Below are 26,751 nucleotides of genomic sequence, written 5' to 3' on the forward strand. Positions count from 1 at the left end.
TTTCCTCCTGCAACAGAAATTCAAGGCGCCATCTAGGGCAGGGGTACGGCCCACACCGTCTGGCGGCCTGCGTTGTCGCCGTCGGTTGTGCTGACTTTGCTCAATCCAGCTTCTGTTCTGGCGCCGTGGCCTGGGGCATCTTGCAGTTGAAGGCCGGCGCTTCGTCTTGCAGGTCCAGGTGGTTCATCAGCGTGGGGGCCAGGACCTTGAGCACTTGAACGGTCAGTGCGCTGGTGAATTTGTACTTGGCGGCATCAGCGCCGGCCACGTAGGCGACGACGGTGCCGAAGTAGCGGTCTCCGAGGTAGAAGACGAAGGCGCCGGAGCGGCTGACGACCCGTTCGGAGATGAGGCCGCCGCCGCGGCTGAAGGTTTTGAAGCGGTTGTCGCCGGTGCCGGTTTTGCCGCCGATGGCGATGGGTTTGCCGTCCTTGTCGATGAACGTGCCGGAGATGCGCTTGGCGGTGCCGCCTTCGACGACGCCGGCCAGCGCGGATTTGACCAGGGGCGGAATCTCGGGCGGCAGCACGCGCTCTCCGGCGTTGGGGTCGCGGCACAGCATGACTTCGTAAGGCGTGTTGGCGGCAAAGCGAAGGCGGTCGATGCGTACGCTGGGCAGGCGGATGCCGTCGTTTTCGATGATGCCCATCAGCTCCGCCAGCGATGCTGGCCGGTCCGCCGACGCGCCGATGGCGGTTCCGTATGACGGCACCAGCGATTCGAACGGATACCCCAGCCGCTTCCACATGGCGTGAATCTGCTGGAACGCTTCGATCTCCAGCATCTGCTTGATGCGCTTGTCTTGCGCGGCCTTGCGGTGCGATTGCAGCAGCCATTTGTAGACGGACAAGCGCTCATCGGCGCTGGCCTCGTTCACCTGCGCGAGCGTGGCTTGCGGATGGGTGCGCAGATACGCCACCAGCCACAGCTCCAGCGGATGCAGCTTGGCGATGTAGCCGCGGTCGGCGAGGTCGAAGCGCTGGACGGAATACTTCTCATACAGGTTGGTGAGTTCCGCCTCATCCAGCTTTGCGCCGGGCAGGTAGCTGCGGATGAATGCGGCGAGTTTGCCGGGGCCGGCCTCGGGGTCGATGCTGCGATAGATGGTGGCCAGCCGCACCGGCGTCGCGCGCGTGCTTTGCACCAGGATGGCTTCGCGCTCCTGGTCGGTCTTGCCTTTGTATTTGGCGTAGAAACGGCCCATGAAGAGCTTGCCCTCGCGGTCGGCAAAGCGTCGCAGGTAAATCTGTCGCTGCGGAGACTCCGGATTGGTCAACGCCTCGGCGCCGGCATTGGGCAACTGGTGCTGAAAGTAGCGCGAGATGTCGCGCATGATCCGGACGAAGACGAGGTTGACGGAGTGCTTGAGCCCCTCGCGCACCGTGAAGTTTTGGGTGCCTTCCCATTTCTCGAAGTTTTCGAAACTCTGCATGCCGCCGCCGGTGGCAAACCACTCGCCGGCGTTGCCGGAGTATTTGCGCTCCATCGATGCATCGAGCATCGCCGCGAGCGAGCGGTCTTGCATGTGGGCGAGGTAATCGACGGCCCAGCGCTCGATCGGGTTCTGCACGGGAATATTGACCTTGCGCAGCGCCGCGGCGGGCTGGTCGGCGTAGCGCTTGTGCAGCTCGGCCACGATCTGCAGATACGTCACCAGCGTGCGCAGCTTGGCCGTGGAGCCCAGATCGAGCTTGACGCCTTCGTTGATGTCGAACGGCTTGTCGAACGTATCGGCTTGCACCAGCACGCGGTTGCCGCCCGGCGCGCGTTCGTAGAGCGTGAAGCTGTAGGTCACGCCGCGCGGATCGCCGCGCTCCAGCATCATGTCGCCGACGAGGCCGGCGGCCTTGGCGTTGGCCGGGTCGCGCAGCTTGCGCAGTTCGGCAGAGATATCGCGCTGCAACGGCGCATCGAGCGTGCTGCTGGCAGTCAGGTCGAGCCGGTCGAGCGCATACATGCGCGAGATGCCGAGCATGCCCGCCAGATTCACGCGTACGGCGTTCGTGCCTTTGTGCTCCAGCGGCGGAGGCGGCACGCGGGTGTTCAGCGCCTGCTGCTTGAGCGATTGCGCAATGGCCGCATCGCGCAGCGCCGGCGGAATCACGCCGGAGGCCGCCAGCACGCGCAGGTAGGCGTTGGTCAACGTTTCCAGCTCATCGAGATTCTCCAGGTAGTACGAAGGCCGCCGCTGCGAGACGAGCAGGCTCAACGCCTCCTTGTAGGCCAGCGCACGGTCTGGGAGGGGCGCCGTCGATTGGGCCGCGAGCAGCGCATTCACCTGGGCGAAGTCGCGCCCGTACCAGACCCACAGCGCATCTCCAATCCCCTGGATCTCGCCAAAGCCGGCGCGCGCGCCCAGCGGCACGGTGTTCAGGTAATCGACGGCGAGCTGGTGGCGGGCGGCGGTGGTGTCTTCGCCGTTCAGGTAAGCACGGGCGGAGGCGGAGAACATCTGACGCAGCTTCTCGCTGGGCGAATCGGTGCGGCCTTCGGGCGAGTGGCGATACTTTTCGATCTGCGTGGCGAGCGTGCTGCCGCCGGGCGATTCATGCGCCGGGTTGACGGCATGCAGGGCGCGGTCCCACACCGCACGCGCGAGGCGCGACCACTCCACGGCCGGGTTGCGCTTCGGGTATTCGGTCTGCAGCAGCGTGCGGTTTTCAATCGCAAGCAGTGAGTTGACCAGCAGCGGCGGCACCGACGCGAAATTGTCATACACGCGTTCGGGATGCCGCACGCGGTAGATCGGGCGGCCGTCGTCGTCGAGCAGCTCCAGGCCGGCCTGGTCCTTCTCGCGATAGGGCGGGTTCATGCCGCTGTCCATTCGCGCGACCATCTCTTTGGAGGGCACGGCCTGCTGCGCGACGATGTAGCCGCGCGAGCGCAGGCGGTCCAGAAACGTGGGGAGGTCGTGATAGCCGAGCCGCTCGTCGTAAGGGCCGGAGTTCGGATAGCGGGCCGACGTGTTCGGCCCCGGCTTGACGGGAAAGGTTTGCGATTTCGCCAGATTCGCGAAATAGCGGGCCTGCCAGGCGGAGGTGCGGAATTCGTGAGCGACAAGCAAGGCGCCCACCGCAAGCACCAGCGCCACGACGAGGGCCAATTTGATGAAGATGGGGCGGCGTATTCTTTTCACTCGCTTGCGCTCCAATCGCAGGCGAACGTGCGCCTTGCTTCAATCTAGCCCATGCGGCTGTCGTGTCCAGCGGCTTGTAACTTTGGAGCCGCCATTGCAAGCCTTACGAGGGTGCGTAATACGGAATCTTCTGCTCGTCGTACAACCGATACGTCAGCGCCAGCATGGCGCGGATGTCTTCAGACTCGTCGAGCAGGCGCGTGCTGAAGATAATGGGCGAGACCAATTGCGGATCGTCGAGTTCCATGTAGCAGACATCTTCGCGCCGCAGGCCCGCCACACTGCGCGGCACCACCGATACGCCTTCGCCCGCAGCCACCAGCCCCAAGGCGATTTGCAATTCCCGTGCCTCGTAAATCTTGCTGGGTTCCAGCGCGCGATCGTGGAAGAGGGCGAGCACCTGGTCCGCATAACTCGGGCGCGGTGTGCGCGGGTAAATGATCAGCGTGTCGCCGACAAGGTCACGCAGCGAGGCGGTTGTCCTGCCGTCCAGCAGCGCATGGCCTGAGGGCAGCGCGACGATCAGTCGTTCATCGCGCAGGAGGATGCGCCGCACGTTCGGGTCTTCGTAACGGATGCGGCCGAAACCGACGTCGATGCGGCCGTCCTTGAGCGCCTGGATCTGATCCATCGTCGTCATTTCGTGCATGGTCAGATCGACCATCGGGTACTCCGCCCGAAAGCGCCGGATGACTTTCGGCAGCATTCCGTACAGCGTGGAAGCCACGAAGCCGACCGACATGCGTCGCTCGATCTGGCCGACGCGTTGCGTCATCGACGCAAGTTCTGCCGTCTGCGCCAGCAATTGCCGCGCATGCGCGTGGAAAAAGCGGCCCGCTTCGGTCAGCCTGAGCGGGCGGCTGCCGCGCTCGAACAGCAGCACGCCGACTTCCTCTTCCAACTGCTGAATCTGCCGCGAGAGCGGCGGCTGCGCGATGTGCAGCCGTTCAGCGGCGCGCGTGAAGTTCAGCTCTTCAGCAACGGCAACGAAATAGCGCAGGTGACGCAGCTCCATTTTTATACCTTTCAGGTATGAAACTGATACTAAATCGGTGTTGGACGCAGTAAATCGCGCTGCGTAATCTGGTTTCCACGTTGATAGCTGTTCTTCTGATACCTGGAAAACATGATTCGCTCGATCGAGGCCATTCTAGTGGATGTGCCCACCATCCGTCCGCACAAGCTGTCCGTCGCCACCATGCATACGCAGACGCTCGTCCTCGTGCATGTGCGCTGCGAAGACGGCATCGAAGGCTGGGGCGAGGCCACCACCATCGGTGGCCTCAACTACGGCGAAGAGAGCCCCGAAAGCATCAAGGTCAACATCGACACGCACATTGCGCCGCTGCTGATCGGCATGGAGGCGCGCAATGTGGCGGCTGCCATGGCACGCGTGCGCAAGACCATCCAGGGCAACCGCTTTGCCAAGTGCGCGCTGGAAACGGCGCTGCTCGATGCGCAGGCCCGCCGGCTCGGCGTGCCGCTGTCGGAGTTGCTGGGCGGCCGCCTGCGCGATGCGCTGTCGGTGGCCTGGACGCTCGCCAGCGGCGACACCCGCAAGGACATTGCCGAGGCAGAAGCGATGCTCGCCGAGCGCCGCCACCGCATCTTCAAGCTGAAGATCGGCCTGCGCCCGGTGGCCGACGATGTAGCGCACGTATTGGCCATCAAGCGCGCACTGGGCGACGCTGTGAGCGTGCGTGTCGACGTCAACCAGGCCTGGAGCGAGCTGGACGCCGCCAACGGCATCGCCGCGTTGCAAGCCGGCGGCGTCGACCTGATCGAACAACCGGTGCGCGCAGAAAACCGCGCCGCGCTGGAGCGCCTGGCCCGCCAGTTTGCGGTGCCGATGATGGCCGACGAAGCCCTGCACGGTCCGCTCGATGCATTTGAGCTGGCGTGCTCTGCCAGTGCCGATGTCTTCGCCGTGAAGATCGCGCAATCCGGCGGCCTTGTGCCGGCGATGCAGGTGGCAGCCATCGCGCAGCTGGCTGGCATCGGCCTGTACGGCGGAACGATGCTCGAAGGCGCGGTCGGCACGGCCGCATCGGCCCATGTGTTTTCCACCTTTGGCGAGCTGCAGTTCGGCACCGAGCTGTTCGGCCCCTTGTTGCTCACGCAAGAACTGCTGACCGAACCGCTGCAGTACCGCGACTTCATGTTGCAGGTGCCGACCGGCCCGGGCCTGGGCATCGACATCGATCGCGACAAGCTGGCGCGCCTGCGCCGCCAATGAGAACAACCAGACCAAGACACCCCACCAAGGAGACCACGATGCTGTTCCACGTCCGCATGGATGTTCGTCTGCCGGCCGACATGCCCGCCGATGTCGCCAACGAGATCAAGGCGCGCGAGAAGGCCTATTCGCAGGATCTGCAGCGCAGCGGCAAGTGGCGCCACATCTGGCGCCTGGTGGGCGAGTACGCGAACGTCAGCATCTTCGACGTGCAGAGCAATGCAGAACTGCACGACATCCTGACGGCGCTGCCGCTGTTTCCGTACATGCAGATCGCCGTGACGCCGCTGTGCCGTCACCCGTCGTCAGTTCATAGCGACGATGCTTGAGACATTCCACATTCCCCCAGAAAACCACGAGGAGACACCCATCATGAACGCACGCGTATTCCAAACAAAAGAAGTGCAGGACCTGCTGAAGGCCGCCACCAACCTCGACGGCAAGGACGGCAACGCCCGCCTGAAGCAGATCACCCACCGGCTGCTGGCCGACCTGTTCAAGGCCATCGACGACCTCGACATCACGCCGGACGAGGTCTGGGCCGGCATCAACTACCTGAACAAGCTCGGGCAGGACGGAGAAGCGGCATTGCTGGCGGCCGGCGTGGGCCTGGAGAAATACCTCGACATCCGCATGGATGCTGCGGATGCGGCGCTGGGCATCAACGGCGGTACGCCGCGCACGATTGAAGGGCCGCTGTACGTTGCCGGCACAACGGTGCGCGATGGCGTGTCCAGGATCGACATCGATCCGGACCCGGCGGCAGGCCCGCTGGTCATTCATGGCACGGTGACGGGCCCGGACGGCAAGCCGGTGGCCGGCGCCGTGGTCGAGTGCTGGCATGCGAACTCGAACGGCTTCTACTCGCATTTCGATCCGACCGGTGCGCAGAGCCCGTTCAACCTGCGCGGCGCGGTCAGGACTGGCGCCGATGGTCAATATGAATTCCGCACGCTCATGCCGGTGGGCTACGGCTGCCCGCCGCACGGCGCCACGCAGCAACTGCTGAACGGCCTTGCGCGCCACGGCAACCGGCCGGCGCACGTGCACTTCTTCGTCACCAGCGACGGCCACCGCAAGTTGACGACGCAATTCAACATCGAAGGCGATCCGCTGATCTGGGACGACTTCGCCTATGCCACCCGCGAAGAGCTGATTCCGCATGTGGTGGAAAAAACCGGCGGCACCGCGCTCGGCCTGAAAGCCGATGCGTACAAGGACATCGAATTCAATTTCGTGCTCACGCCGCTGGTTCAGGGCAAGGACAACCAGCGCGTGAATCGTCTGCGCGCTTCGGCCGAGGCCTGAGGCCGGGTGCCTCAACGTGGAGACGACCATGTCCGCCTTGATCGACAAAGCCAGCGAACTGGACCAGCTGCTGTCAACCGCCGTGGTGGATGACAAAGAGGCCGGAATTTACCGCTGCCGCCGCGACATCTTCACCCACCCCGATCTGTTCGCGCTGGAGATGAAGCACATCTTCGAGAACAACTGGGTGTATCTGGCGCACGAGAGCCAGATTCCAAACAACAACGATTACTACACCACGTGGATTGGCCGCCAGCCGATCGTCATCACGCGCGACAAGACCGGCGAGCTGCATGCCGTCATCAATGCCTGCGCGCACAAGGGTGCGATGCTGTGCCGCCGCAAGCATGGCAACAAGGGCAGCTTCACGTGCCCGTTCCACGGCTGGACGTTCTCGAACACCGGCAAGCTGCTGAAGGTGAAGGACGAAAAGACCACTGAGTACCCGGTGCAATTCAACACGCACGGGTCGCACGATCTGAAGAAGGTTGCGCGGTTCGAGAGCTATCGCGGCTTCCTGTTCGGCAGCCTCAACGCCGATGTGCAGCCGCTCGAGGCATACCTGGGCGAAGCACGCGTGATCATCGACCAGATCGTCGACCAGGCGCCCGAAGGCCTGGAAGTGCTGCGCGGCAATTCTTCCTACGTCTATGACGGCAACTGGAAGATGCAGATGGAAAACGGCTGCGACGGCTACCACGTCAGCACCGTGCACTGGAACTACGCCGCAACGATGGGGCGACGCAAGGAAGGCGGCACGCAGGCCGTGGATGCAAACAGCTGGAGCAAGTCGGTGGCGGGCGTCTATGGGTTCGAGCACGGCCACATCCTGCTGTGGACGCAGACGATGAACCCGGAAGTGCGACCCGTCTATGCGCACCGTGACGAAATCAAGGCGCGCGTGGGTGAAACCCAGACCGATTTCATCGTCAACCAGACCCGCAACCTGTGCCTGTATCCAAACGTCTTCCTGATGGATCAGTTCAGCACGCAGATTCGCGTGGTACGGCCCATCAGCGTCGACAAGACCGAGGTCTCGATCTTCTGTTTCGCGCCGAAGGGCGAAAGCGCAACGGACCGCGCAACGCGCATCCGCCAGTACGAGGACTTCTTCAACGTCACGGGCATGGGCACCGCCGATGACCTGGAGGAATTCCGCGCCTGCCAGAACGGCTACGCCGGCACGACTGCGCTGTGGAACGACCTGTCGCGCGGGGCGCCGCTGTGGGTGCACGGCCCTGACGAGAACGCAACAAAGATGGGATTGAAGCCGCTCATCTCGGGCGAGCGCAGTGAAGACGAAGGCCTGTTCGTCTGCCAGCACGAATACTGGGTGCGCGTCATGCGCGAGGCGCTCAAGCAGGAATGCGAAGGAGTGCCGGCATGAGCGCTGATTACCAAACGATCTGCGCCGCCCTGTACCGCGAGGCGCGCTTGCTGGACGACCGGCAGTGGGACGCGTGGCTCGACTGCTACGCCGAAGACGTCACGTACTGGATGCCCGCCTGGGATGACGACGACCAGTTGACCGACGATCCGCAGAGCCAGATCTCGCTGATGTACTACGCCAATCGCTGCGGGCTGGAGGATCGCGTCTTCCGCATCAAGACCGAGCGCAGCGGGGCTTCCACACCCGAGCCGCGAACGAGCCACACGGTCGCCAACGTGGAAGTCCTGGCCGAACGCGGCGATGAAGTCGACGTGCGTTACAACTTTCACACGCTCAGCCACCGGTACAAAACCACCGACCACTTCTTCGGCACGATGTTCGTCACCCTGCGCCGCGCGGGCGACGGCTTCCTGATCGCATCCAAGAAAATCGTCCTGAAGAACGACTACATCCGGCAGGTGCTCGACGTTTATCACGTCTGATGTGCACACCCGTATAGGACACGCAAAAGAGGCAGCGGAGGTATTCCATGTCCAGTTTCACAGTCGCACTGAATTTCGAGGACGGGGTGACCCGTTTCATCGACTGCAAAGCGGGCGAGAAGGTGCTCGATGCCGCCTTCCGCGCCAAGATCAACCTGCCGATGGATTGCTCCGACGGTGTGTGCGGAACCTGCAAGTGCCGCGCCGAAAGCGGAAGCTACGACCTCGGTGACGATTACATTGACGACGCCCTGAGCGAAGACGAGAAAAACACCGGCCTCGTCCTGACGTGCCAGATGGTGCCGCACAGCGATTGCGTGATCGCGGTGCCGACCTCGTCGACGGCCTGCAAAACGGGGCAGAGCACCTTCGCCGCCACGGTGTCGAACGTCGAGCTGCATAACGATGCAGCGGTCATCCTGGAGCTGGAAGTGGATGCCGAGGCGCCGGTGTTTCTGCCGGGCCAGTACGTCAACATCGGCGTACCGGGCAGCGGGCAGCACCGTTCGTATTCGTTCTCTTCTGCGCCCGGCGAGTCGAAGATCAGCTTCCTCATCAAGAAAATTCCCGGCGGCGCGATGAGCCGCTGGCTCGAAACCGCACAGCCCGGCGACAAGCTTGATCTGCAAGGCCCGCTGGGCAGCTTCTATCTGCGCGATGTGCAGCGGCCGCTGTTGTTCCTTGCCGGCGGCACGGGGCTCGCGCCGTTCCTGTCGATGCTTGAAGTGCTGGCGCGCACCCATTCGCAGCAGAAGGTGCACCTGATTTATGGCGTCACCCGTGACCTCGACCTGGTGCAGGTCGATGCGATCGATGCCTATGCAGCGCGGCTGCCGAACTTCAGCTACGCCACGGTCGTCGCCGACGCCGCGTCGAATCATCCGCGCAAGGGTTGGGGGACGCAGCACGTGCCGGCCGATGCGCTGAACGATGGCGACGTCGACGTCTATCTGTGCGGGCCGCCGCCAATGGTCGATGCAGTGCGCAAATACTTTGACGACCAAGGCGTGAAGCCGAGCAGCTTTTACTACGAGAAGTTCACGCCCAATGCGGTACCGGAGGCGAAGGCGGCATGAGCATGCAACGGTTCTCAGGCAAAGCCATCGTCGTGACGGGTGCGGCGCAAGGTATCGGGCGCGGCGTGGCAATGGCTGCGGCAGAAGAGGGCGCGCCGTGCTGCTGGTGGACCGGGCCGAGCTGGTCTACGAAGTGCAGGCCGAGATTGCTGCAGCGGGCGGCCAAACCCACGCCACCACGGCGGATCTTGAAACCTACGCCGGCGCTCAACATGCCGTACAAACTGCGCTGGATGCCTTCGGCCGCATCGACGTGCTCATCAACAACGTCGGCGGCACGATCTGGGCGAAGCCGTATCAGCACTATGAAGAAGCGCAAATCGAAGCGGAAATCCGCCGCTCGTTGTTTCCCACGCTGTGGTGTTGCCGCGCCGTGCTGCCGCACATGGTGGAGCGCCGGCAGGGCGTGATCGTCAATGTGTCGTCGATTGCCACGCGCGGTATCTATCGGATTCCGTATTCGGCGGCCAAGGGCGGGGTGAACGCGTTGACGGCAAGCCTCGCCATGGAGCACGCGCAGGACAATATCCGCGTCAATGCCGTCGCCACGGGCGGCACCGAAGCGCCGCCGCGGAAGATCCCGCGCAACACGGCGCCCATGTCGGAGCAGGAGGCGGTCTGGTATCAGGGCATCGTCGACCAGACCATTGCCAGCAGCCTGATGCACCGCTACGGCACGATCGAGGAGCAGGTGCGGGCGATCCTGTTTCTGGCTTCGGACGACGCTTCGTACATCACCGGGACGGTGTTGCCGGTGGGCGGCGGAGATCTGGGCTAGGTGCACGGTCGGGCGACCAAAACAAAAACGGCGCCGATGCGCCGTCTTTTTCTACGTGCCTTCGCGGCATGGCCGAACATTCGGCCGCGGGTTCAGCCCAGGTACGAACCGGACTTGCCAACCACTTCGGCATACGGGAGGTTGTCGTCCCAACCGTTGCGGAAGAAATTGATGACTGCGCGCAGCAGCGATGTGCGGTTGGCGGCTTGAACCTGGATGTCGCCGGCGAACTTGGGGGTGAAATAGGCTTGCTGAACCATGATGTTTTCTCTCAGTGCGTGATTTAGGGTTTTCCCGAGTATAGGGTTATCCCTAGGGCGGGGCAATGAGGTAAAGCAAACCTGCGGTCCATTCTCACTATCACTCCCGGTAAATAATCGGCCCCGGCTGCGTTGCCCTCGCCCGCTCCAAATAGCCGTAAGCGACGGCCCCTCGAAGTGCCTTTTGATGCTCATTTTTTCCCTTGCAGAAAGAATTTTTAGCGACATGTTCCGCGCAGGACGTTGGGAATCCGCCGAAGAAGTGCGCTTCTTCTTTCTTCTTTCGTCTATAGGAACGTAATTTCACTCAACGTGCGGGCTTGTTGTTTGATCCACATGCCCTCTACCATACGCCGCCGAATCCCCCGCTCATGCTTCGAGGAGGCCTCGTATGGCGTATCCCCCCATCCCGGTGCCGGTCGACGGCGCGCCCAGCGCCAATACGGCGTGGCAGGCGCGCAGCCGCGCGGCCGTCTGGCATCCGTGCACGCAAAATGCGCGGCTCGATGCCATGCCTCCGCTGCCGATCGCACGCGGCCAGGGGCCATGGCTGATCGACTTTGACGGCAAGCGCTATCTGGACGGCACCAGTTCCTGGTGGGTCAACCTGTTCGGCCATGCGAATCCGCACATCAACGCGGCGCTGAAGACGCAGCTTGATTCGCTGGAGCACGTCATGCTGGCGGGCGCGACGCATCGCCCGGCCGTGGAGTTGGCAGAGCGCCTGATCGACCTGACGGGCGGTGTACTGGGCCACAGCTTCTTCGGCTCCGACGGTGCCTCTGCCGTGGAAATCGCGCTGAAGATGAGCTTTCACGCCCAGCGCAATGCAGGGCAGGGCGCGCGCAGCCGATTCGTCTGCCTGGAACACGGCTACCACGGTGAAACGCTCGGTGCGCTGGGCGTAACCGATGTGGCGATCTTCCGCGATGCGTATGACCCGCTGATTCTGCAATCGCATCGCGTGCCGTCCCCGGACGCGCGTCTGGCCGGCCCTGGCGAGACCGCGGCTGACGTAGCCGAACGCGCGCTGGCCGCACTGCGCGATTGCCTGAGCACCCACGCCGGCACCATCGCCGCCGTCATCATCGAGCCGCTGGTGCAATGCGCGGCCGGCATGGCCATGCACGACGTGAGCTATCTGCGCGGCGTGCGTGCGCTGTGCGACGAATTTGGCGTGCATTGGATTGCCGATGAAATTGCCGTCGGCTGCGGCCGCACCGGTACGTTCTTCGCGTGCGAACAGGCTGGCGTGTGGCCGGACTTGCTGTGCCTGTCGAAAGGCATCAGCGGCGGTTATCTGCCGCTGTCGATCGTGCTGTCGCGCGATGCCATCTACGACGCCTTCAACGACGATGCGCCGGTGCGCAGCTTCCTCCATTCGCATTCGTATACGGGCAATCCGCTGGCGTGCCGCGCGGCACTCGCCACGCTCGATCTGTTTGCTGAAGAAGACGTCTTTGCGCGTAATCGCGTGACCGCGGCGCGCATCGCCCAGGGGCTGGCGCCGCTGTCGCACGATGCGCGATTTGCCCATCTGCGGCAGACCGGCATGATCACCGCGTTCGACGTGCACCCCGACGTGGCCGGTGCACGCTTTGCCGAACGCTTTGCGCTGACGGCGCGCACGCATGGGCTGCTGCTGCGCCCCATCGGCAACACCGTCTATCTGCTGCCGCCTTATGTGCTGAGCGACGAAGAGACCGACACGCTGGTCGAGCGCACGCTGCAGACGCTTGAAGACACGCTCGCCCAAGGCACGGGCGAAACAGAAGGACACACCTATGCGATTGCTTGACGACCTGCAGGCGGGCCTCGACGCCATCGACGCCGCGCACCTGCGCCGCGTGCGCCGCACCGCATACAGCCCGACCGACCGCAGCCAACGAATCAGCGTGCCTGGCGAAGAGCCGCGCGACATTCTGGGCTTTTGCGGTAACGACTATCTCGGGCTGGCAGCGCACCCCGCCTTGGCCGAGGCGATGACGCAGGGTACGCAGCAATATGGCTTTGGCAGCGGCGCATCGCATCTGGTCAGCGGCCATTCGATTGCGCACGCGCGGCTGGAAGGGCGCATGGCTGCGCTGCAAGCCGAGCACATTCCCGAGGCGGAAGCGCTGTTCTTCTGCACGGGCTACATGGCCAATCTGGCCGTGGTGAGCGCCATGGCGCAGGCTGGCGGCATCCGCCCGGCCGATGAATGCATGATCTTTTCCGACGCGCTGAACCACGCATCGCTCATCGACGGTGCGCGGTTGTCGCGGGCGCCCATCAAGGTCTATCCGCACGTCGACCTCGCTGCGCTGGAAGCGCTGCTGGCCGCCAGCACCAGCCGCAACAAGCTGATCGTCACGGATGGCGTGTTCAGCATGGATGGCGACATCGCGCCGCTGCCCGAACTGCTGGCGCTGGCCGAACGCTACGACGCCTGGCTGATCGTCGACGACGCCCATGGCCTGGGCGTGCTGGGCGAGAACGGCGCCGGTGTGCTGTCGCACTTCGGGCTGCACTCGCAGCGCATCGTCTACGTCGGCACGTTCGGCAAGGCGGCCGGCGGCTCGGGCGCGGCCATTGTCGGACATCGGCTGGTGATTGACTGGCTGGTGCAGCGTGCCCGCACATACATCTTCACAACGGCCACGCCGCCGGGCATTGCATGTGCGGTGGAAGCAGCACTGGACCTCATTGCCAGCGAAGAGGGCGCGGAACGTCGTGCCCGCCTTGACCGCCACATCGCCGTGTGGAGTGCGCATGCGCAGCGCCTGGCCGCGCGTTTCGGCTGGCAGTGGATGCCGTCGCCGACGGCCATCCAGCCGATCGTGATTGGAGAGAACGCACCCGCGCTGGAGCTGGCCGCTGCGCTCGAACGCGAAGGCATCCGCATCGCCGCGATCCGCCCGCCCACGGTGCCGGCAGGGACGGCGCGCTTGCGCATCACGCTGTCGGCGGCGCATACCGATGCCGACATCGAGCGTCTGGCGCAGGCGCTGGAAGCGGCCGGCCAATCCCTCCAGCCCGCCAAGGCAGCCTGACATGCCCGCACGCTTCGATTGCTTTGTCACCGGCACCGATACGGAGATCGGCAAGACGCTCGTCAGCGCGGCGTTGCTGAGCAAGCTAGCGGACGCCGGCTACCGTGCCGCGGGCCTCAAGCCGATTGCGGCAGGCACGCTGGCGGGCGCGCCCACGCGCACCAACGAAGACGTCGAGCAACTGCGCGCCGCGGCATCGGTGGATCTGCCGCTCGACACCGTTTGCCCATGGCTGCTCGACGCGCCGATGTCTCCGCATCTGGCCGCCGCGCGCGAAGGCGTGACCATCACGCTGCCGCCGATTCTCGATGCGGTTGCGCAGGCCAGATCGTTCGCGGATGCCGTCGTGGTGGAGGGCGTCGGTGGCTTCCGCGTGCCGCTGTCGGACAACTTTGATACGGCCGAGATGGCCGTGGCGTTGGGCTTGCCGGTGGTGCTCGTTGTCGGGTTGCGCCTGGGCTGCTTGAATCACGCCGCACTCACTGTCGAGGCGATTGCCGCGCGCGGGCTGCATCTGGCCGGCTGGGTCGGCAACGTGGTTGACACGTCCATGGCGGGGCTTGACGACAATGTCGCCACCCTGCGCCGGTGGATCAACGCACCGCATCTGGGCACGATCCCGCGATTGCCGCAGGCCGATGCGCGGCTCGCCGCAAGCCACGTCGATATCACGCCGCTACTGGCGCCCCAAGCTGAAACGCGGCGGTAAACTACCGGCTTCACCGAGTGCAACAGGGACGGTTGTCATGCGCGCAATGCGTTGGCTGGCGATAGCGATTGTGGTGGCGGCAACGGCGGGATGTGCGGCCTTGGAGTCCCCCGTCACCAAGGGGCAGCGACTGGTGGGCGCCGACGAGCCCGCCGTGCAGGCGCAGTTCGGGCCGCCGCGCGAAACGTATCCGCTCGATGGCGGCACCCGCTGGCTCTATCCGACCAAACCCTACGGCCAGTTCACCTACGCGGCCGACTTTGATGCCGGCGGCAAGCTCGTCGCCTTCAAGCAAGTCCTGAGCAGTCTCGAATTTGCCCAGGCCAAGATCGGCGTCTGGACCCGCGACGACGTGCTCCGGCATTTCGGTCAGCCGGTCGAGACCGCGTATTTCCCGCGCATGGAACGGCTGGTCTGGTCGTACCGCTTCAAGGCGGACGACGTCTGGCCGTCGCTGATGCATTTCTACTTCGACCCGGCCGGCGTCCTGCAACTGACGCAGATCACGCCCGACCCGCTTTACGATCCGGACCGCCCCCGGCTGTTCCGCCGCTAACTGGCCGGCAGTTGAGGTAGCGCAATCCGATTGTGCGCTCAGGGTTCCTCCTGCATTGCGCGCCTTGCGCGGCGACCTAAGCTAGAGAGCAGGGGAGGCAGACGCCGCCGGCGTTTGCCGAGAGCAACCGTCATCAGAACGGACGCGCATTGTTGGGGGTGCATCATGCTGACGCATCGCTGGGTCGACATCGACCCGATCGCAGCGGGTCAACATCCGCTGTACGGCATTGCCGGATGGCTGCCGTGGGTGCTGGCGATTGCCATCGCCGGGCCAACGTGGGTGTTCTGGCAGGGGTTGTCGATGGATGCGCTGCAACTGGCCGGCGCCGATCTGTTCGATGCCAACGCGCCGGGCAGCGGCGCTATCAACCTCACCACGCTGCTGTATCTGATTTCCAGCGTGACGGTGCTGGTGCTGGCCACCACGCACGACAGCGCGTTCCGCCCGGCCATGCTCGTGCACATGGCGCTGCTGCCGCCGCTGATTGGCCTGATGCTGATGGCCGGTGGCATTCCAGAAGCACGCTCCACCTTCATCGACGGCGTAGCCGTTGCGGCAGCGCTGACGCTGACGTGCGGCGTCTACCTGCAGGCCTCGCGCCGCGTGCACATCACCTTCGAACTACGCGACCGAGCGCCTGGCGAGCATGCCTGGTTCAAGCGTCAGAAACGGGCCGCGGCGGGTTGACGAGCGTGACCATCACGTAACTCATGATGGTCAGGAGGAACCAGGCGCCAAGCTTAGCGATCGACACCATCTCCCAGCCCTGCAACTGGTTCGGATAGAGCCACGTGCGCGTGAACGTGCCGATGTTTTCGGCAAGCCAGATGAAGAGGGCGACCAGCGTAAAGCCCAGCAGGAAGGGCATGCGCCGGTGGACGCGATCGATGCGGAAGTGGATCCGGCAGCGCCGGAATGCCACCGCAATGAGTGCCATCAGCACGTAGCGCAAGTCCCACCAATAGTGGTGCAGGAAGAAATTCACGTAGATGCCGAGCGAGAGCAGGGCCGTCACCGCCAACGGCGGATGATGCGTGAAACGCAGGTCGAACTCGCGCCACGCCCGCGCGATATAACTGCCGACCGAGGCATACATGAAGCCGGTAAACAGCGGCACACCGCCAATGCGCAGCACCGACGCCTCGGGGTAAATCCACGAGCCGACGGCCGTCTTGAACACCTCCATACCTGTACCGGCCACATGGAACATCAGGATCACCTTGGCTTCGTCCCACGTCTCCAGCTTCAGCCAAAGCAACGCAATCTGGATGATGACCGCGGCAATCGTCAGGGCGTCGTAACGAGCAATCGGTGCGTCCGCCGGATACCAGAAATGCGTGCCGATCAGCAGGGCGACCATCAGCCCGCCAAACAGGCATGCCCACGCCTGCTTGATGCCGAAAACGACAAATTCGTGCACCGCCGCCGCCAATTGCCCTTGGCGCGCGGCCCAGGCGCCGCTGCGGTCGCGCCAATACGTAAAACGGGCCCGCAGGCCCGCTCGCAAGGAGATGGTTTCGGCTGGCATTCAGTCGATCAGCGCAAAGCGCGGCACCTGCCGGCCGTCAACTTCAACCATCTCGTGGAACATCGTCGATGGGCGTGTCCAGATCGTGCCGTTGGCGGCGCGATAGACCGTCATCTTGATGGCGGGATCGGGCTCGTACGTGGCCTCGCACAGCCATTCGTATTCGCCGCCCTTGTAGTGCCGGTAGCGGCGGGTTGACGGGACTTGCATGGCGGCTTCAGTGTTGCGTGGGCTTGTCTTCTTCGTCGACGTAGGGGACGTGCTTGCCTTCCTGCGTCTGCGCGCCGAGCTTGGCATCTTCCATGGCGTCCTGGTAAGCCAGCATGGCCGCGGCCACGGCTTCGGGTTCGCCGTTGAAGGAAATCACGCTTTCGCCGCAGTTCGGGCATTCGCCGCCGAAGATGGCGTGGATGCCGGGCATGTCGCGCGGCTCCATCCCTTCGAATTCGGTAAAGGCGGTCTGGCAGGCGCCGCAGACAAGCTTTTCGGGGCGCAGGGCCTCCAGCCGGGCGTGCGCCTGAGAAATGCGGTCGGCCTGTGAGCCGCGTCGTTTGGCTTCGCCCATGATGTTCTTCCTGATTCAGATGATTGGAGGGTGGATCATACCGAACGGCGCGGCACGGCTGCCAGTTCGCGCCGCCCGCTCAGCGTTCGGCCAATCGCTTCAGCGCGGCCAGAACGTCGGGAAAATCCGATGTGACCATCGGCCCGAATGCAGCGGCATCGGGGCCCGTGATCTCGGTGCGATAGACGATCTTCGTGCGGCCGGACGGTAGGCTGACGAGCTGATGATCCACCAGTACGCGGGTGCCGTCGACCACCGTCTCGTCGACAAAACCTTCGTTGGGACGCACGTCGACAAGCGTGCTGATGAACGGGTCTTGCCCCGGCGGCTGCATGGTGAACTGCGTACCGTTGGCAAACGGCCCGTGGAGTTCAATGCGCTCGATGCCGGCATTCCAGTCGCCCCATTTCTCAACGTTGGCGAGCAGTTCCCAGACGCGGGCGGGCGAGGCGGTCGTTTCGATGCTCTCTTCGTGAATCCACATAAGCGGCTCCGGGTGTATTTCGATGTGTGGTCAGGCACCGCCCATGGCAGCGCTGCCGAGGTATAGATTGCGGCGGATCGGGCTGCAAGGTACAGGCACGCGGCAGCAGCCGGCAACTGTCGCGCGCATCTCGGCTGATATAGTGCGGCCCCTTTGACCATATTCGCGAGCTTCGCCATGTCTACGATTCCCGCCTGCCCAAAATGCGCCTCTGAAAACACCTATCAGGACGGCGAACTCTATATCTGCCCAGACTGCGCGCACGAATGGAATCCGTCGGCGCAGGAAGATGAAGAAGAGACGGCGCTGGTCATCAAGGACGCCAACGGCAATCCGCTGAATGCCGGCGATTCCGCAACGCTGGTGAAGGACCTGAAGCTCAAGGGCGGGTCGGGCACGCTCAAGGCGGGCACCAAGATCAAGAACATCCGGGTGGTGGCGGGCGACCATCCGATCGATTGCAAGATCGATGGGGTGAGCTATCTGCTCAAGCCGGAGTTTTTGAAGAAGGCTTAGTGGGTGGGTTGTGGTAAGGCCGGCGGATGCTGGTCGATGTTTTATTTAACATAACACAAATTATCCGAAATACAGGCGAGCGAGCCGGGGGCGCTGCACATAGCCAGCCAACCCCACGGCGCGCATCTCGCCATGTCACTCGGCCATCGCCGGCACCACCTCAACGCGTTTGGGCACGCCCGTCACGATGGTCGCAACGGCAATCGCCAGCACCACGGCGGCGCCGATGAACACGCCGGCCGCGCCGTTCGCGTCGAACACCACGCCGCCGGCTGCCGCACCGGTCGCAATCGCCAGCTGCACGGCGGCGACGATCAGGCCACCCGCGCTTTCTGCTTCGTCTGGCACGGTGCGTGTCACCCATGTCGACCACGCGACCGGCACGCCGCCAAACGCCATGCCCCACAGTGCGATGAGCACGGCGTCGATGACCGGCGCGCGGCCCAGCGCCACGAGCGCGATGCCCAGCACGACCATCAGCGCCGGCATTGCGATCAGCATTGGGCGCAGCCGGTGTTCCAGCACGCGGCCGGCCAACGATGTGCCGACAAAGTTGGCAATGCCATAGCCCAGCAGGATTGCCGACAGCCCGTTCACGCCAACGCCCGCCACCTGCTCCAGGAACGGCCGCAAATACGTAAAGAACGCAAAGTGCCCGGTGAACACGAGGATCGTCGCGAACATCCCGATGCCGACGGATGGACGGCGCAGCACATCGATGAGCGTGCGCAGCCGCGTCGTGCCGCTCGGCGCCATCGATGGCAGTGTGGCGACTTGCGACACGAACGCCAGCACGCCGAGCGCAGCCGCAGCAAGGAACACATTGCGCCAGCCGATCAGGTGGCCGAAGTAGCTGCCGAGCGGCGCGGCGGCAATCGTGGCGACGGCGACGCCGCTGAAGATGATCGATAGCGCCCGCGGCACCAGCGCGGCGGGCACAAGGCGCATTGCGGTAGCCGTGGCCATGGTCCAGAAGCCGCCGAGCGCAATACCAAGCACCACGCGGCCGATCAGGATCGTCGTCAGGTTGGTCGCAAACGCCACGGCAAGATTGGATGCCACGAGCAGCACCGAAAACGCCAGCAGCACGCGCCGCCGGTCGATGGCGCGCGTGACGGCGGCGGTCAGCAAGCTGGTGACGAGGGCGACCGTTGCGGTGGCCGTGACGGCCTGCCCTGCCACGCCTTCGGTCACGCCGAGGCTTTCCGCCATGGGCGTCAGCAGGCTTGCGGGCAAGAATTCGGCCGTGACGAGCCCGAACACGCCCAGCGCCATCGCAAAGACGGCGCCCCAGGCAGGTTCATGCGGGGCCGCGACTGCGGCGGCCGTAGAGGTTCCGGGATTCATGCGTCGTTCCGTAGAAAGAGTCAGGGAAAGTACCAATAAGGCCGCATGGTAGGGCGCGTCAATCGGACGGTCTATGACATACAATCCGATCTTGTTGATCATTCGTCCGAATACTTGCGATGCCCACTCCCCTCCCCGACGTGCATGACCTTGTCAGCGAGCTGCTGCTGGGCATGCGGCTGAGCGGTGTCCAGTACCGCCGTATCCACGTGGCGCGGCCCTTCGGGCTGAGCTTTGGCGAGGCGCCGGGGCGTGCGCAATTTCACTTCGTTGGCCGCGGGCCCGTGCTGCTGCGCGATGCGTCGGGCGCAACGATGCGACTCGAAGCTGGCGATGCGGTGTTGCTGCCGCAGGGCACCCCGCATGCGCTGTTGTCCGATCCGGATGCGCCGTGCCGCGAGATCGCCGGCTTTGAAGCCGCGAAGATCTGCGACACGGTGGCGTCGGTGGGTGCCGGTACGGAAGCGGCTCCGGGCGATGCGCTCATTTTCAGCGCGTGCATGGAGCTGGACCTGGGCGGCATGCAGCCCCTTGTCGGCACGATGCCGGAGTTCATGCACGTCGGCACCCTGCTTGCGCGCTATCCGGAAATCCGCCCGATGCTCGACGCGATGGAGCGCGAATCGTGCTCCGAGCGCGCAGGTTTTGCCGGCATCCTGGCGCGACTGGCGGACGTGGTGGCCGCCTTCATCGTGCGCGGCTGGGTGGAATGCGGCTGCGGCGACGCGACGGGCTGGGTGCAGGCCCTGCGCGAGCCGAAACTCGGTCGCGCGATCGTCGCCCTGCACCGTGACCCGGGCCGCAACTGGAGCGTCGCGGAGCTGGCGGCGCAAGCCGGCGTCTCGCGCTCGGTATTTGCCGAGCGCTTCCTGGCGGCGACCGGAATGACGCCCGTGCGCTATCTGACCGAGCTGCGGATGCGGCTCGCCGCGCAATGGATCACGCGTGACCGCGAGGCGATCGAGGCCGTCGCGTATCGGCTCGGCTACGGGTCGCTCGCTGCGTTCAGCCGCGCATTCAAACGGGTGGTTGGGCGGCCGCCTGGGGCCATGCGCGCAGAAGGCGCCGAAGTTGAGGCGTGATGTTCAGCGCTGGCGATAGTGCTGCGCCGCGTGCCGGATCTCCTTGCTGAATTCCGCGCACACATGCGTCATCAGGTCGGCCGAACGGTAGACCATGTAGACGTTGAAATCCGGCAGCTCATCTTCCATCGGCAAGGTTTCGAGCGAACCCGGCACCATGCGTAGCGGGCCGCCGGTGCCGCTGAAGACAAATTCCGACCACATGCTGACGACGTCTGTCTTCGTGGCGAGCTGCAGCCCCAGCAGATTCGACGCGCTTTGCACGATCCGGCGCGGGATGTCGAGACGATGCAGCCGCATCAGGCTGACCATCGGGCTGCCCGGATCCTCCAGCGGGTCGAGCACGAGCCAGTCGGCATCCAGCAGCGGACGCAGCCGGCGCACGCGGCGCAGCGGATGGCCGGGGCGTACCGCCAGGCGCATCGGCACCGAAAACAGCGGCTCCCACTGAAAACTGCCCGTGCCGGGGCCGCTGTTGCTGGAGATCAAGCCGATATCGAGCCGCCCCTCCCGGAGCCCTTCCAGAATCTGCTGCGGACGCTGTTCGAAGCCGCGTAGGGCGACGTTGGGAAACCGCTTCCGCAGCGCCGCCATGGCATCCGGCAGCGGGCCGCTCGACGCCACGGCGGTAAAGCCGATGTTGAGTTCCGCCTCCGCATGGCCGCGAATGGCTTCGATGTCTTCCAGCGCGTGACGCAGTTCCTGTTCGACGACACTCGCGCGCTTGACCAGCGCCATGCCATATGCGGTCAGGCTCACGCCGCGCACCGAACGCGACAGCAGCGTGACGCCAAGCTCCCTTTCCAGCTCCGCAATCGCCTTCGACAACGCCGGCTGGGAGATGTGCAGCCCGCGAGACGCTTCGTGGATGCTGCCGTGCTGTGCCACGGCCAGCAGGATGCGCAATTGGTGCAGCTTCACATCGCTCTCCCCATTGTTGGGCGCCATGCCCGGCACTCGGCGTGTCATGCGACTTTGCCCCAAGGATTCGCGGGCTTTCCCCGATAGCGGATGCAGGCCGGTTATGACGGCGATTCTATTTGGTTATCGGGATGAATATTTACGATTTTTTCCGGACGGCGGCTTGGCGGAATACTGCAAGCGCCCAAGGGTTCGCAGATGCCCTCTTGCCAATCCCCCGGATGGAGATCCACATGAATGACGCCACCCTGCAGACGCCGTTGCCCGCCTCGGTTGCTGCTGCGCCCAAGCCTGTCGGCCAGGCAAGGCTGATCGCCGCATGCTCGATCGGCAATGCGCTGGAGATGTACGACTTCACGGTCTACAGCTTCTTCGCGCTGATGATCGGCAAGCTGTTCTTTCCGTCCGACAGCGCGTATGGCTCGCTGCTGCTGGCGGTGGCGACGTTCGGCATCGGCTTTGTGATGCGCCCGCTCGGCGGCTTCGTGATCGGCAACTATGCAGACCGCCACGGACGCAAGGCCGCGATGACGCTGACGATCGGGCTGATGGTCGTCGGCACGCTGTGCCTGGCGGTTGCGCCGACATACGCCACCGCAGGCCTGTTCGGCCCGCTGGTCATTCTGGCCGGGCGGTTGCTGCAGGGCTTTTCGCTGGGCGGCGAAATCGGCGCGTCGACTGCGATGCTGATGGAGTCCGGTGGCGTCCGTGGGCGCGGGTTTCGCGTGAGCTGGCAACTGGGCAGCCAGGGCATCGCGGCACTGTGCGGCGCGCTGACTGCGGCCATTCTGTACGGCAGCCTGTCGCCGGAAGCGCTGCAGAGCTGGGGCTGGCGCGTGCCGTTCTTCCTCGGCCTGCTGATTGCGCCGGTGGGCCTGTATATCCGCTCGCACCTGGATGAAACGCACACCGCTGAAGCGCATGCACCGAGCCCGCTCGGCACCTTGTTCCGCGACCACGGCGGGCTCGTCGTCAAAGGCGTGCTGACGATCATCGGCGGGACGGTCGGCACGTATCTGGTGATCTATTTCATGCCGACCTACATGATCCGCGAGCTGCATCTGCCGCCTTCGCTGTCGCTGCTCGCTGGTTGCGTGACGGGGCTGACGAGCTTTGGCGCGTCGCTCCTTTCCGGCTGGCTGGCCGACCGCCTGCCGCGCCGCAAGCCGCTGGTGGTGGGCGCAACGCTGGTCACCGTGGCGGCGCTTTATCCGGCCTTCTGGCTGATGACGCATTACCCGAGCGTGCCGCTGGTGCTGGTGCTCTCGGCGCTGCTGACCGGCACGCTGTATCTGGGCACCACGCCGATGCTGCTCATGATGATGGAGCTGCTGCCCATCAAGGTGCGCGCCAGCGGCCTGTCGGTCATCTACGCGATCGGCGTCACGGTGTTCGGCGGTTCGTGCCAGTTTGTTGTGACGTGGCTGCTGGCCCGCACCGGCAATCCGCTCTCCCCTGCTTTCTACATGATGGCGTGCAGCGCCATCACGTTGCTGACGGTGCTGAGCCTGCGCGAAGCGCGCGACACCCACTGACACCAGATTCCCATCTCCAACGCCCAACCCCGGAGCCCCGACATGACCAAAGCCCCCACGCTCACGCCGTTCCAGCTGTTGCCGCATCTGCTGCCGCCCGTCCATATCGATGCAGAAACGTTCGTCAACATCCGCCGCCAGATCCACGCGCAGCCTGAACTCGGTTTCGAGGTGGGCGCGACAAGCACATTGGTGGCTGATCTGCTCAAGAGCTGGGGCTACGAGGTCCACACCGGCATCGGCAAGAGCGGCGTGGTCGGGCAGCTGAAACTCGGCAACGGCACGCGCCGCCTTGGCATTCGCGCCGACATGGACGCCCTGCCCATCGTGGAAGCGACCGGCCTGCCTTACGCCAGCCGCAATCACGGCAAGATGCACGCGTGCGGCCACGACGGGCACACCGCCATCCTGCTCGCCGCGGCCAAGGCACTGGCCGAGAGCCGCGACTTTGACGGCACGCTGAATCTCATCTTCCAGCCCGATGAAGAAAACCTGTGCGGTGCGCGCGCCATGATCGAAGACGGCCTCTTCGAGCGCTTCCCCTGCGATGCCGTCTATGCCCTGCACAACATGCCCGGCGTGCCGGCCGGCAGCTTCCGCGTGCTGCCGGGGCCGGTGAGCCTGTCTTCCGACGTGGCCGACGTCACCATCAAGGGCATGGGCGGACACGGCGCGATGCCGCATCGCGCGCGGGATCCGATTGCCGCATCGGCCGCCATCATCACCGCCTTGCAGACCGTGGTCGCACGCAACGTCGCGCCCGACGACACGGCGGTGGTGTCGGTCGGATTCATTCGCGGCGGGGCCACGCACAACGTGATTCCCGAATCGGTGACGATCGGCCTGAATGTGCGTGCGGCGCGGCCGGAAACGCGTGCGCTGGTGGAGATGCGCATTCGCGAGATCGTCAGCCTGACCGCACAGGCCCATGGCGTCGAGGCGCAGATCGACTATCGTCAATTGACGCCGCCGATGGTCAACACCGAGGCCGAGACGCAGCTGGCGCAGCAGGTCTGTACCGAACTGGTGGGCGCGGCCAACGTCGTCACGCAGGCGCCCAAGGGGCTCAACGGCAGCGAAGACTTTGCCTGGATGCTCAATGAAGTGCCGGGTTGCTACCTGATCCTCGGTAATGGCGAAGGCGAATTCGGCGGCTGCATGGTGCACAACCCCGGCTACGACTTCAACGACCAGGTGTTGCCGTTGGGCGCTGCCGCCTGGGTGCGTCTGGCACAGACCTACCTGACCGCGTGAAGTGAACTTCGAGTCAAGCAATGCAAGCGAATCCGAGCCACGCAGCCACACCGGCGGCCGCCAACGAAGAGATCGTGCAATGGAGCGCGATTGAACTCTCCCGGCGCATCCACGCGCGCGATGTGTCGTGCGTGGAAGTCATGGAAGCGTTCCTCGCGCAGATCGATCGTCATAACCCGACGGTGAACGCGGTCGTGGCCCGCATCGATGCCGAATCGGCCATCGACCAGGCACGTGAGCGCGATGTGCTGCTCTCGCAGGGCTTGTCCGGCGGTTGGATGCACGGCTTTCCTCAGGCGCCGAAGGATCTTGCCGCCACCGCCGGCATGGTGACGGCGATGGGCAGTCTCGCCTTGGCGCGCAATGTGCCGACGCATGACAGCATCGTCGTCGAGCGCATTCGCCGGCAGGGCACCGTGCTGATCGGCAAGACGAACACGCCGGAGTTCGGGCTCGGCTCGCACACCTACAACCGCGTATACGGCATCACGCGCAACGCCTGGAACCCCGAGCGCTCGACCGGCGGCAGCAGCGGTGGCACAGCCGCCGCGCTGGCGCTGAACATGCTGCCCGTGGCCGACGGCAGCGACATGATGGGCTCGCTGCGCAACCCCGCCGCCTGGAACAACATCTACGGCCTGCGCCCGAGCCTCGGTCGCGTACCTTACGGACCGACCGGCGACGTGTTCTTCCAGCAACTCGGCACCGAAGGCCCGATGGCGCGCAATCCGCAAGACCTCGCCTGGTTGCTCGCCACGCAGGCCGGCTACGACCCGCGTGCGCCGCTGTCGCTGAGCGACGATCCGGCGTGCTTCATGCAGCCGCTGCACCGTGACTTCCGGCAAGCCCGCATTGGCTGGTTGGGCGATTTCGGGGGCTACCTTGCCATCGACGCCGAAGTGCTGGCCGTCAACGAGCATGCGCTCGACACGTTCGACACGCTGGGCTGCCATGTCGAGACCGTGCGGCCTTTCTTCGCCATGGATGCGCTATGGGAATGCTGGTGCACGCTGCGCGCGCTGAGCGTGTCCGGCAACCTCGGCCTGCTGTACGCCAACGCCGCCACGCGCGATTTGCTCAAGCCCGAAGCGATCTGGGAAATCGAGCACGGACGCAGCCGCACTGCCATCGACATCAACCGTGCCATCGCCACGCGTGCGAGCTGGTACCAGGCGCTGCTGCGGCAGTTTGCGCACTACGATTTCCTCGTCCTGCCGTGCACGCAGGTTGCGCCCTTCCCTGCCGAAGAACATTGGCCCAAGACCGTCGCGGGCCGCGCGATGGACACGTATCACCGCTGGATGGAGGTCGTGATTGGCGCCACGCTGGCGGGCGTACCGGCCGCCAGCGTGCCATCGGGCCTCACTGCGGATGGCCTGCCGCTGGGCTTGCAGGTGATTGCGCCGCCACGGTCGGAGTTCGCCCTGTTGCAACTTGCGGCCGCGTGGCACGAGGCGTTTGTGCCGGCGCGTGCTACGTCGCCGCTATTGCACTGACGAAGGCGCGTGTGCCGTATTTTTGCGGCAGGCGCATAGCCAGTCCCACGCAGCACGCACGGCGGCGTCTTCAAGCCGCGCAGCCGGCACCAGGGCCCAGAAGGCATAGCGCTGGATGACCGGCGCCGCGAATGGCTGGACCAACGTGCCCGCCTCCAGCGCATCGCGCACCAGCGGCAGGTTCGCCAGGATCACGCCCTGCCCGGCCATTGCCGCCGACATGGCATGCCCATCGTCGGACAGCACGATGCCCGCGTCCGTCTTCAGCGTGTGCTCGATACCCGCCGCGCGCGCCCACATCGGCCAGCCGATCGCTTGCGGCAGCGTGCGCTGCCATTCGGAATGGATGAGTGGCACGCGCGTCAGATCGTCGTGCGACTGCACTTTCAGGCCCGGGTGGCAGACGGGCGCATAGGCGTCGCCAAAGAGCCGTTCGGTGACGAGCCCATTCCCCATGGCCGGCGTATCGCCATAGCGCACGGCAAGGTCTGCGCTGCCGCCATGCAAATCGACCACGGTGTCGGACGCATGAATGCGCAAATCCACCTCCGGATGCTGCGTCGCAAATTCACCCAGCCGCGGCACCAGCCAGCGCGCAGCCAGCCCCATCGGTGCCGTGAGCGTCACGCGCTGACGCCCCGGTTGTGCCTGCGTGCCGCAAATGGCATCGATGGCCTGCGCAAACGCGTCAAAGCCGGTATTGAGCACCGGGTACAGCTGCTCGCCGGCAGCCGACAGGCGCAGGGCGCGTACGTGGCGCTCGAACAGCACCACGCCGAGCGCATCTTCCAGGCGGCGAATCTGATGGCTGACGGCCGTGGGCGTGACCGACAGCTCGTCGGCAGCGCGTTTCATGCTGAGGTGGCGCGCGGTGGCTTCAAAGGCCCGCAGCGCGCTCAGGGGTGGCAGTTTTCGCATGCGCGGGATTGTGTCATGGGCGCATTTCCCGCGTGGGCGGCATGGATGAATCCATGTCAGCCATCGCGCGCAAAACATGTCGTTTGTCGCGGTGCAGCGCGGTTCGTAGAGTGGGCACACCTCCACTCATCAACGATTC

At 64.8% G+C, this 26,751-nt stretch carries 26 protein-coding genes and 1 pseudogene; 17 read left to right on the plus strand and 10 right to left on the minus strand.

The genetic code is table 11. From position 1 onward, the window contains the following. Nucleotides 1–100: 100 nt before the first annotated feature. Nucleotides 101–3,136, minus strand: a complete 3,036-nt coding sequence (locus tag FUT88_RS07475; protein ID WP_147214446.1) for a transglycosylase domain-containing protein — start codon at nt 3,134–3,136, stop codon at nt 101–103. 103 nt (nt 3,137–3,239) lie between these two features. Then, the gene (locus tag FUT88_RS07480; RefSeq protein ID WP_147214447.1) at nt 3,240–4,151 is read right to left on the minus strand and encodes a LysR family transcriptional regulator; all 912 of its coding nucleotides are present in this window, start codon (nt 4,149–4,151) and stop codon (nt 3,240–3,242) included. A gap of 111 nt (nt 4,152–4,262) precedes the next feature. Here FUT88_RS07480 and FUT88_RS07485 point away from each other — a divergent pair, with 111 nt between their 5' ends. From FUT88_RS07485 to FUT88_RS07515, 7 genes and pseudogenes are all read left to right on the plus strand, one after another. Then, nucleotides 4,263–5,372, plus strand: coding sequence for a muconate/chloromuconate family cycloisomerase (locus FUT88_RS07485; RefSeq protein WP_147214448.1), 1,110 nt, complete (start codon nt 4,263–4,265; stop codon nt 5,370–5,372). Between the two features lie 38 nt (nt 5,373–5,410). Further along, a complete protein-coding gene (gene catC, locus FUT88_RS07490; protein WP_102067185.1) occupies nt 5,411–5,701 on the plus strand; it encodes a muconolactone Delta-isomerase in 291 nt (96 codons plus the stop codon). 43 nt (nt 5,702–5,744) lie between these two features. Beyond that, complete coding sequence (gene catA / locus FUT88_RS07495) at nt 5,745–6,680, plus strand: catechol 1,2-dioxygenase (protein WP_147214449.1); 936 nt, start codon at nt 5,745–5,747, stop codon at nt 6,678–6,680. A 28-nt stretch (nt 6,681–6,708) separates the two neighbouring features. Further along, complete coding sequence (locus FUT88_RS07500) at nt 6,709–8,067, plus strand: Rieske 2Fe-2S domain-containing protein (RefSeq protein WP_147214450.1); 1,359 nt, start codon at nt 6,709–6,711, stop codon at nt 8,065–8,067. Continuing rightward, the gene (gene benB / locus FUT88_RS07505) at nt 8,064–8,552 is read left to right on the plus strand and encodes a benzoate 1,2-dioxygenase small subunit (protein WP_147214451.1); all 489 of its coding nucleotides are present in this window, start codon (nt 8,064–8,066) and stop codon (nt 8,550–8,552) included. The genes FUT88_RS07500 and benB overlap by 4 nt, the downstream gene beginning before the upstream one ends. Before the next feature lie 47 nt (nt 8,553–8,599). Beyond that, a complete protein-coding gene (gene benC / locus FUT88_RS07510; protein ID WP_147214452.1) occupies nt 8,600–9,628 on the plus strand; it encodes a benzoate 1,2-dioxygenase electron transfer component BenC in 1,029 nt (342 codons plus the stop codon). Further along, nucleotides 9,625–10,406: pseudogene (locus tag FUT88_RS07515) on the plus strand (1,6-dihydroxycyclohexa-2,4-diene-1-carboxylate dehydrogenase). Before benC ends, FUT88_RS07515 begins: the two are co-directional and overlap by 4 nt. A 92-nt stretch (nt 10,407–10,498) precedes the next feature. On the opposite strand, the gene FUT88_RS26105 reads toward FUT88_RS07515, so the two are convergent. Further along, a complete protein-coding gene (locus FUT88_RS26105; protein ID WP_186829257.1) occupies nt 10,499–10,666 on the minus strand; it encodes a hypothetical protein in 168 nt (55 codons plus the stop codon). 391 nt (nt 10,667–11,057) lie between these two features. On the opposite strand from FUT88_RS26105, the gene bioA reads away from it, so the two are divergent. The 5 genes from bioA to FUT88_RS07540 all read left to right on the plus strand — a co-directional run bounded on the left by bioA (nt 11,058) and on the right by FUT88_RS07540 (nt 15,653). After that, a complete protein-coding gene (gene bioA / locus FUT88_RS07520; RefSeq protein ID WP_147214453.1) occupies nt 11,058–12,464 on the plus strand; it encodes an adenosylmethionine--8-amino-7-oxononanoate transaminase in 1,407 nt (468 codons plus the stop codon). Continuing rightward, a complete protein-coding gene (gene bioF, locus FUT88_RS07525) occupies nt 12,451–13,698 on the plus strand; it encodes an 8-amino-7-oxononanoate synthase (RefSeq protein ID WP_147214454.1) in 1,248 nt (415 codons plus the stop codon). Before bioA ends, bioF begins: the two co-directional genes overlap by 14 nt. Before the next feature lies 1 nt (nt 13,699). Further along, entirely contained in the window at nt 13,700–14,407 is a 708-nt protein-coding gene (gene bioD, locus FUT88_RS07530) for a dethiobiotin synthase (RefSeq protein WP_147214455.1), read from the plus strand. Between the two features lie 37 nt (nt 14,408–14,444). Next, complete coding sequence (locus FUT88_RS07535; RefSeq protein WP_147214456.1) at nt 14,445–14,963, plus strand: hypothetical protein; 519 nt, start codon at nt 14,445–14,447, stop codon at nt 14,961–14,963. 165 nt (nt 14,964–15,128) lie between these two features. Then, nucleotides 15,129–15,653, plus strand: a complete 525-nt coding sequence (locus FUT88_RS07540) for a hypothetical protein (RefSeq protein ID WP_147214457.1) — start codon at nt 15,129–15,131, stop codon at nt 15,651–15,653. Here the strand turns inward: FUT88_RS07540 and FUT88_RS07545 are convergent. From FUT88_RS07545 to FUT88_RS07560, 4 genes are all read right to left on the minus strand, one after another. Next, nucleotides 15,622–16,494, minus strand: a complete 873-nt coding sequence (locus tag FUT88_RS07545; RefSeq protein WP_147214458.1) for a DUF817 domain-containing protein — start codon at nt 16,492–16,494, stop codon at nt 15,622–15,624. The genes FUT88_RS07540 and FUT88_RS07545 overlap by 32 nt on opposite strands. Next, nucleotides 16,495–16,704, minus strand: coding sequence for a DUF1653 domain-containing protein (locus FUT88_RS07550; protein ID WP_147214459.1), 210 nt, complete (start codon nt 16,702–16,704; stop codon nt 16,495–16,497). It lies immediately after the preceding gene. Nucleotides 16,705–16,711: 7 nt separating this feature from the next. Further along, nucleotides 16,712–17,059 carry a hypothetical protein gene (locus FUT88_RS07555; RefSeq protein WP_027681460.1) on the minus strand — a complete coding sequence of 116 codons (348 nt, stop codon included), beginning with the start codon at nt 17,057–17,059 and terminating at the stop codon, nt 16,712–16,714. Nucleotides 17,060–17,138: 79 nt separating this feature from the next. Then, nucleotides 17,139–17,543 carry an SRPBCC family protein gene (locus FUT88_RS07560; RefSeq protein WP_147214460.1) on the minus strand — a complete coding sequence of 135 codons (405 nt, stop codon included), beginning with the start codon at nt 17,541–17,543 and terminating at the stop codon, nt 17,139–17,141. Between the two features lie 177 nt (nt 17,544–17,720). On the opposite strand from FUT88_RS07560, the gene FUT88_RS07565 reads away from it, so the two are divergent. Beyond that, entirely contained in the window at nt 17,721–18,059 is a 339-nt protein-coding gene (locus FUT88_RS07565; protein WP_147214461.1) for a zinc ribbon domain-containing protein YjdM, read from the plus strand. Nucleotides 18,060–18,194: 135 nt separating this feature from the next. Here FUT88_RS07565 and FUT88_RS07570 read toward each other — a convergent pair whose 3' ends face one another. After that, on the minus strand, nt 18,195–19,406 hold the full coding sequence (locus tag FUT88_RS07570) for an MFS transporter (RefSeq protein ID WP_147214462.1): 1,212 nt from the start codon (nt 19,404–19,406) through the stop codon (nt 18,195–18,197). 119 nt (nt 19,407–19,525) lie between these two features. Here FUT88_RS07570 and FUT88_RS07575 point away from each other — a divergent pair, with 119 nt between their 5' ends. Then, complete coding sequence (locus tag FUT88_RS07575; RefSeq protein ID WP_147214463.1) at nt 19,526–20,488, plus strand: AraC family transcriptional regulator; 963 nt, start codon at nt 19,526–19,528, stop codon at nt 20,486–20,488. A 3-nt stretch (nt 20,489–20,491) separates the two neighbouring features. Here FUT88_RS07575 and FUT88_RS07580 read toward each other — a convergent pair whose 3' ends face one another. Beyond that, nucleotides 20,492–21,409: a LysR family transcriptional regulator gene (locus FUT88_RS07580; RefSeq protein WP_027681456.1), complete on the minus strand. Its 918-nt coding sequence runs from the start codon at nt 21,407–21,409 to the stop codon at nt 20,492–20,494. 233 nt (nt 21,410–21,642) lie between these two features. Between FUT88_RS07580 and FUT88_RS07585 the strand changes: the two genes are divergently transcribed. From FUT88_RS07585 to FUT88_RS07595, 3 genes are read left to right on the plus strand one after another with little or no spacing between them, the layout of a single operon-like run. Beyond that, nucleotides 21,643–22,944: an MFS transporter gene (locus FUT88_RS07585; protein WP_147214464.1), complete on the plus strand. Its 1,302-nt coding sequence runs from the start codon at nt 21,643–21,645 to the stop codon at nt 22,942–22,944. Between the two features lie 42 nt (nt 22,945–22,986). Beyond that, the gene (locus FUT88_RS07590; protein ID WP_027681454.1) at nt 22,987–24,198 is read left to right on the plus strand and encodes a M20 aminoacylase family protein; all 1,212 of its coding nucleotides are present in this window, start codon (nt 22,987–22,989) and stop codon (nt 24,196–24,198) included. Between the two features lie 20 nt (nt 24,199–24,218). Beyond that, nucleotides 24,219–25,694 carry an amidase gene (locus tag FUT88_RS07595; protein ID WP_147214465.1) on the plus strand — a complete coding sequence of 492 codons (1,476 nt, stop codon included), beginning with the start codon at nt 24,219–24,221 and terminating at the stop codon, nt 25,692–25,694. Here FUT88_RS07595 and FUT88_RS07600 read toward each other — a convergent pair. Continuing rightward, on the minus strand, nt 25,683–26,612 hold the full coding sequence (locus FUT88_RS07600) for a LysR substrate-binding domain-containing protein (RefSeq protein WP_147214466.1): 930 nt from the start codon (nt 26,610–26,612) through the stop codon (nt 25,683–25,685). The genes FUT88_RS07595 and FUT88_RS07600 overlap by 12 nt on opposite strands. Between the last annotated feature and the right edge of the window lie 139 nt (nt 26,613–26,751).

This window comes from Ralstonia sp. TCR112, assembly GCF_007997035.1.
Classification (GTDB): domain Bacteria; phylum Pseudomonadota; class Gammaproteobacteria; order Burkholderiales; family Burkholderiaceae; genus Ralstonia; species Ralstonia edaphi.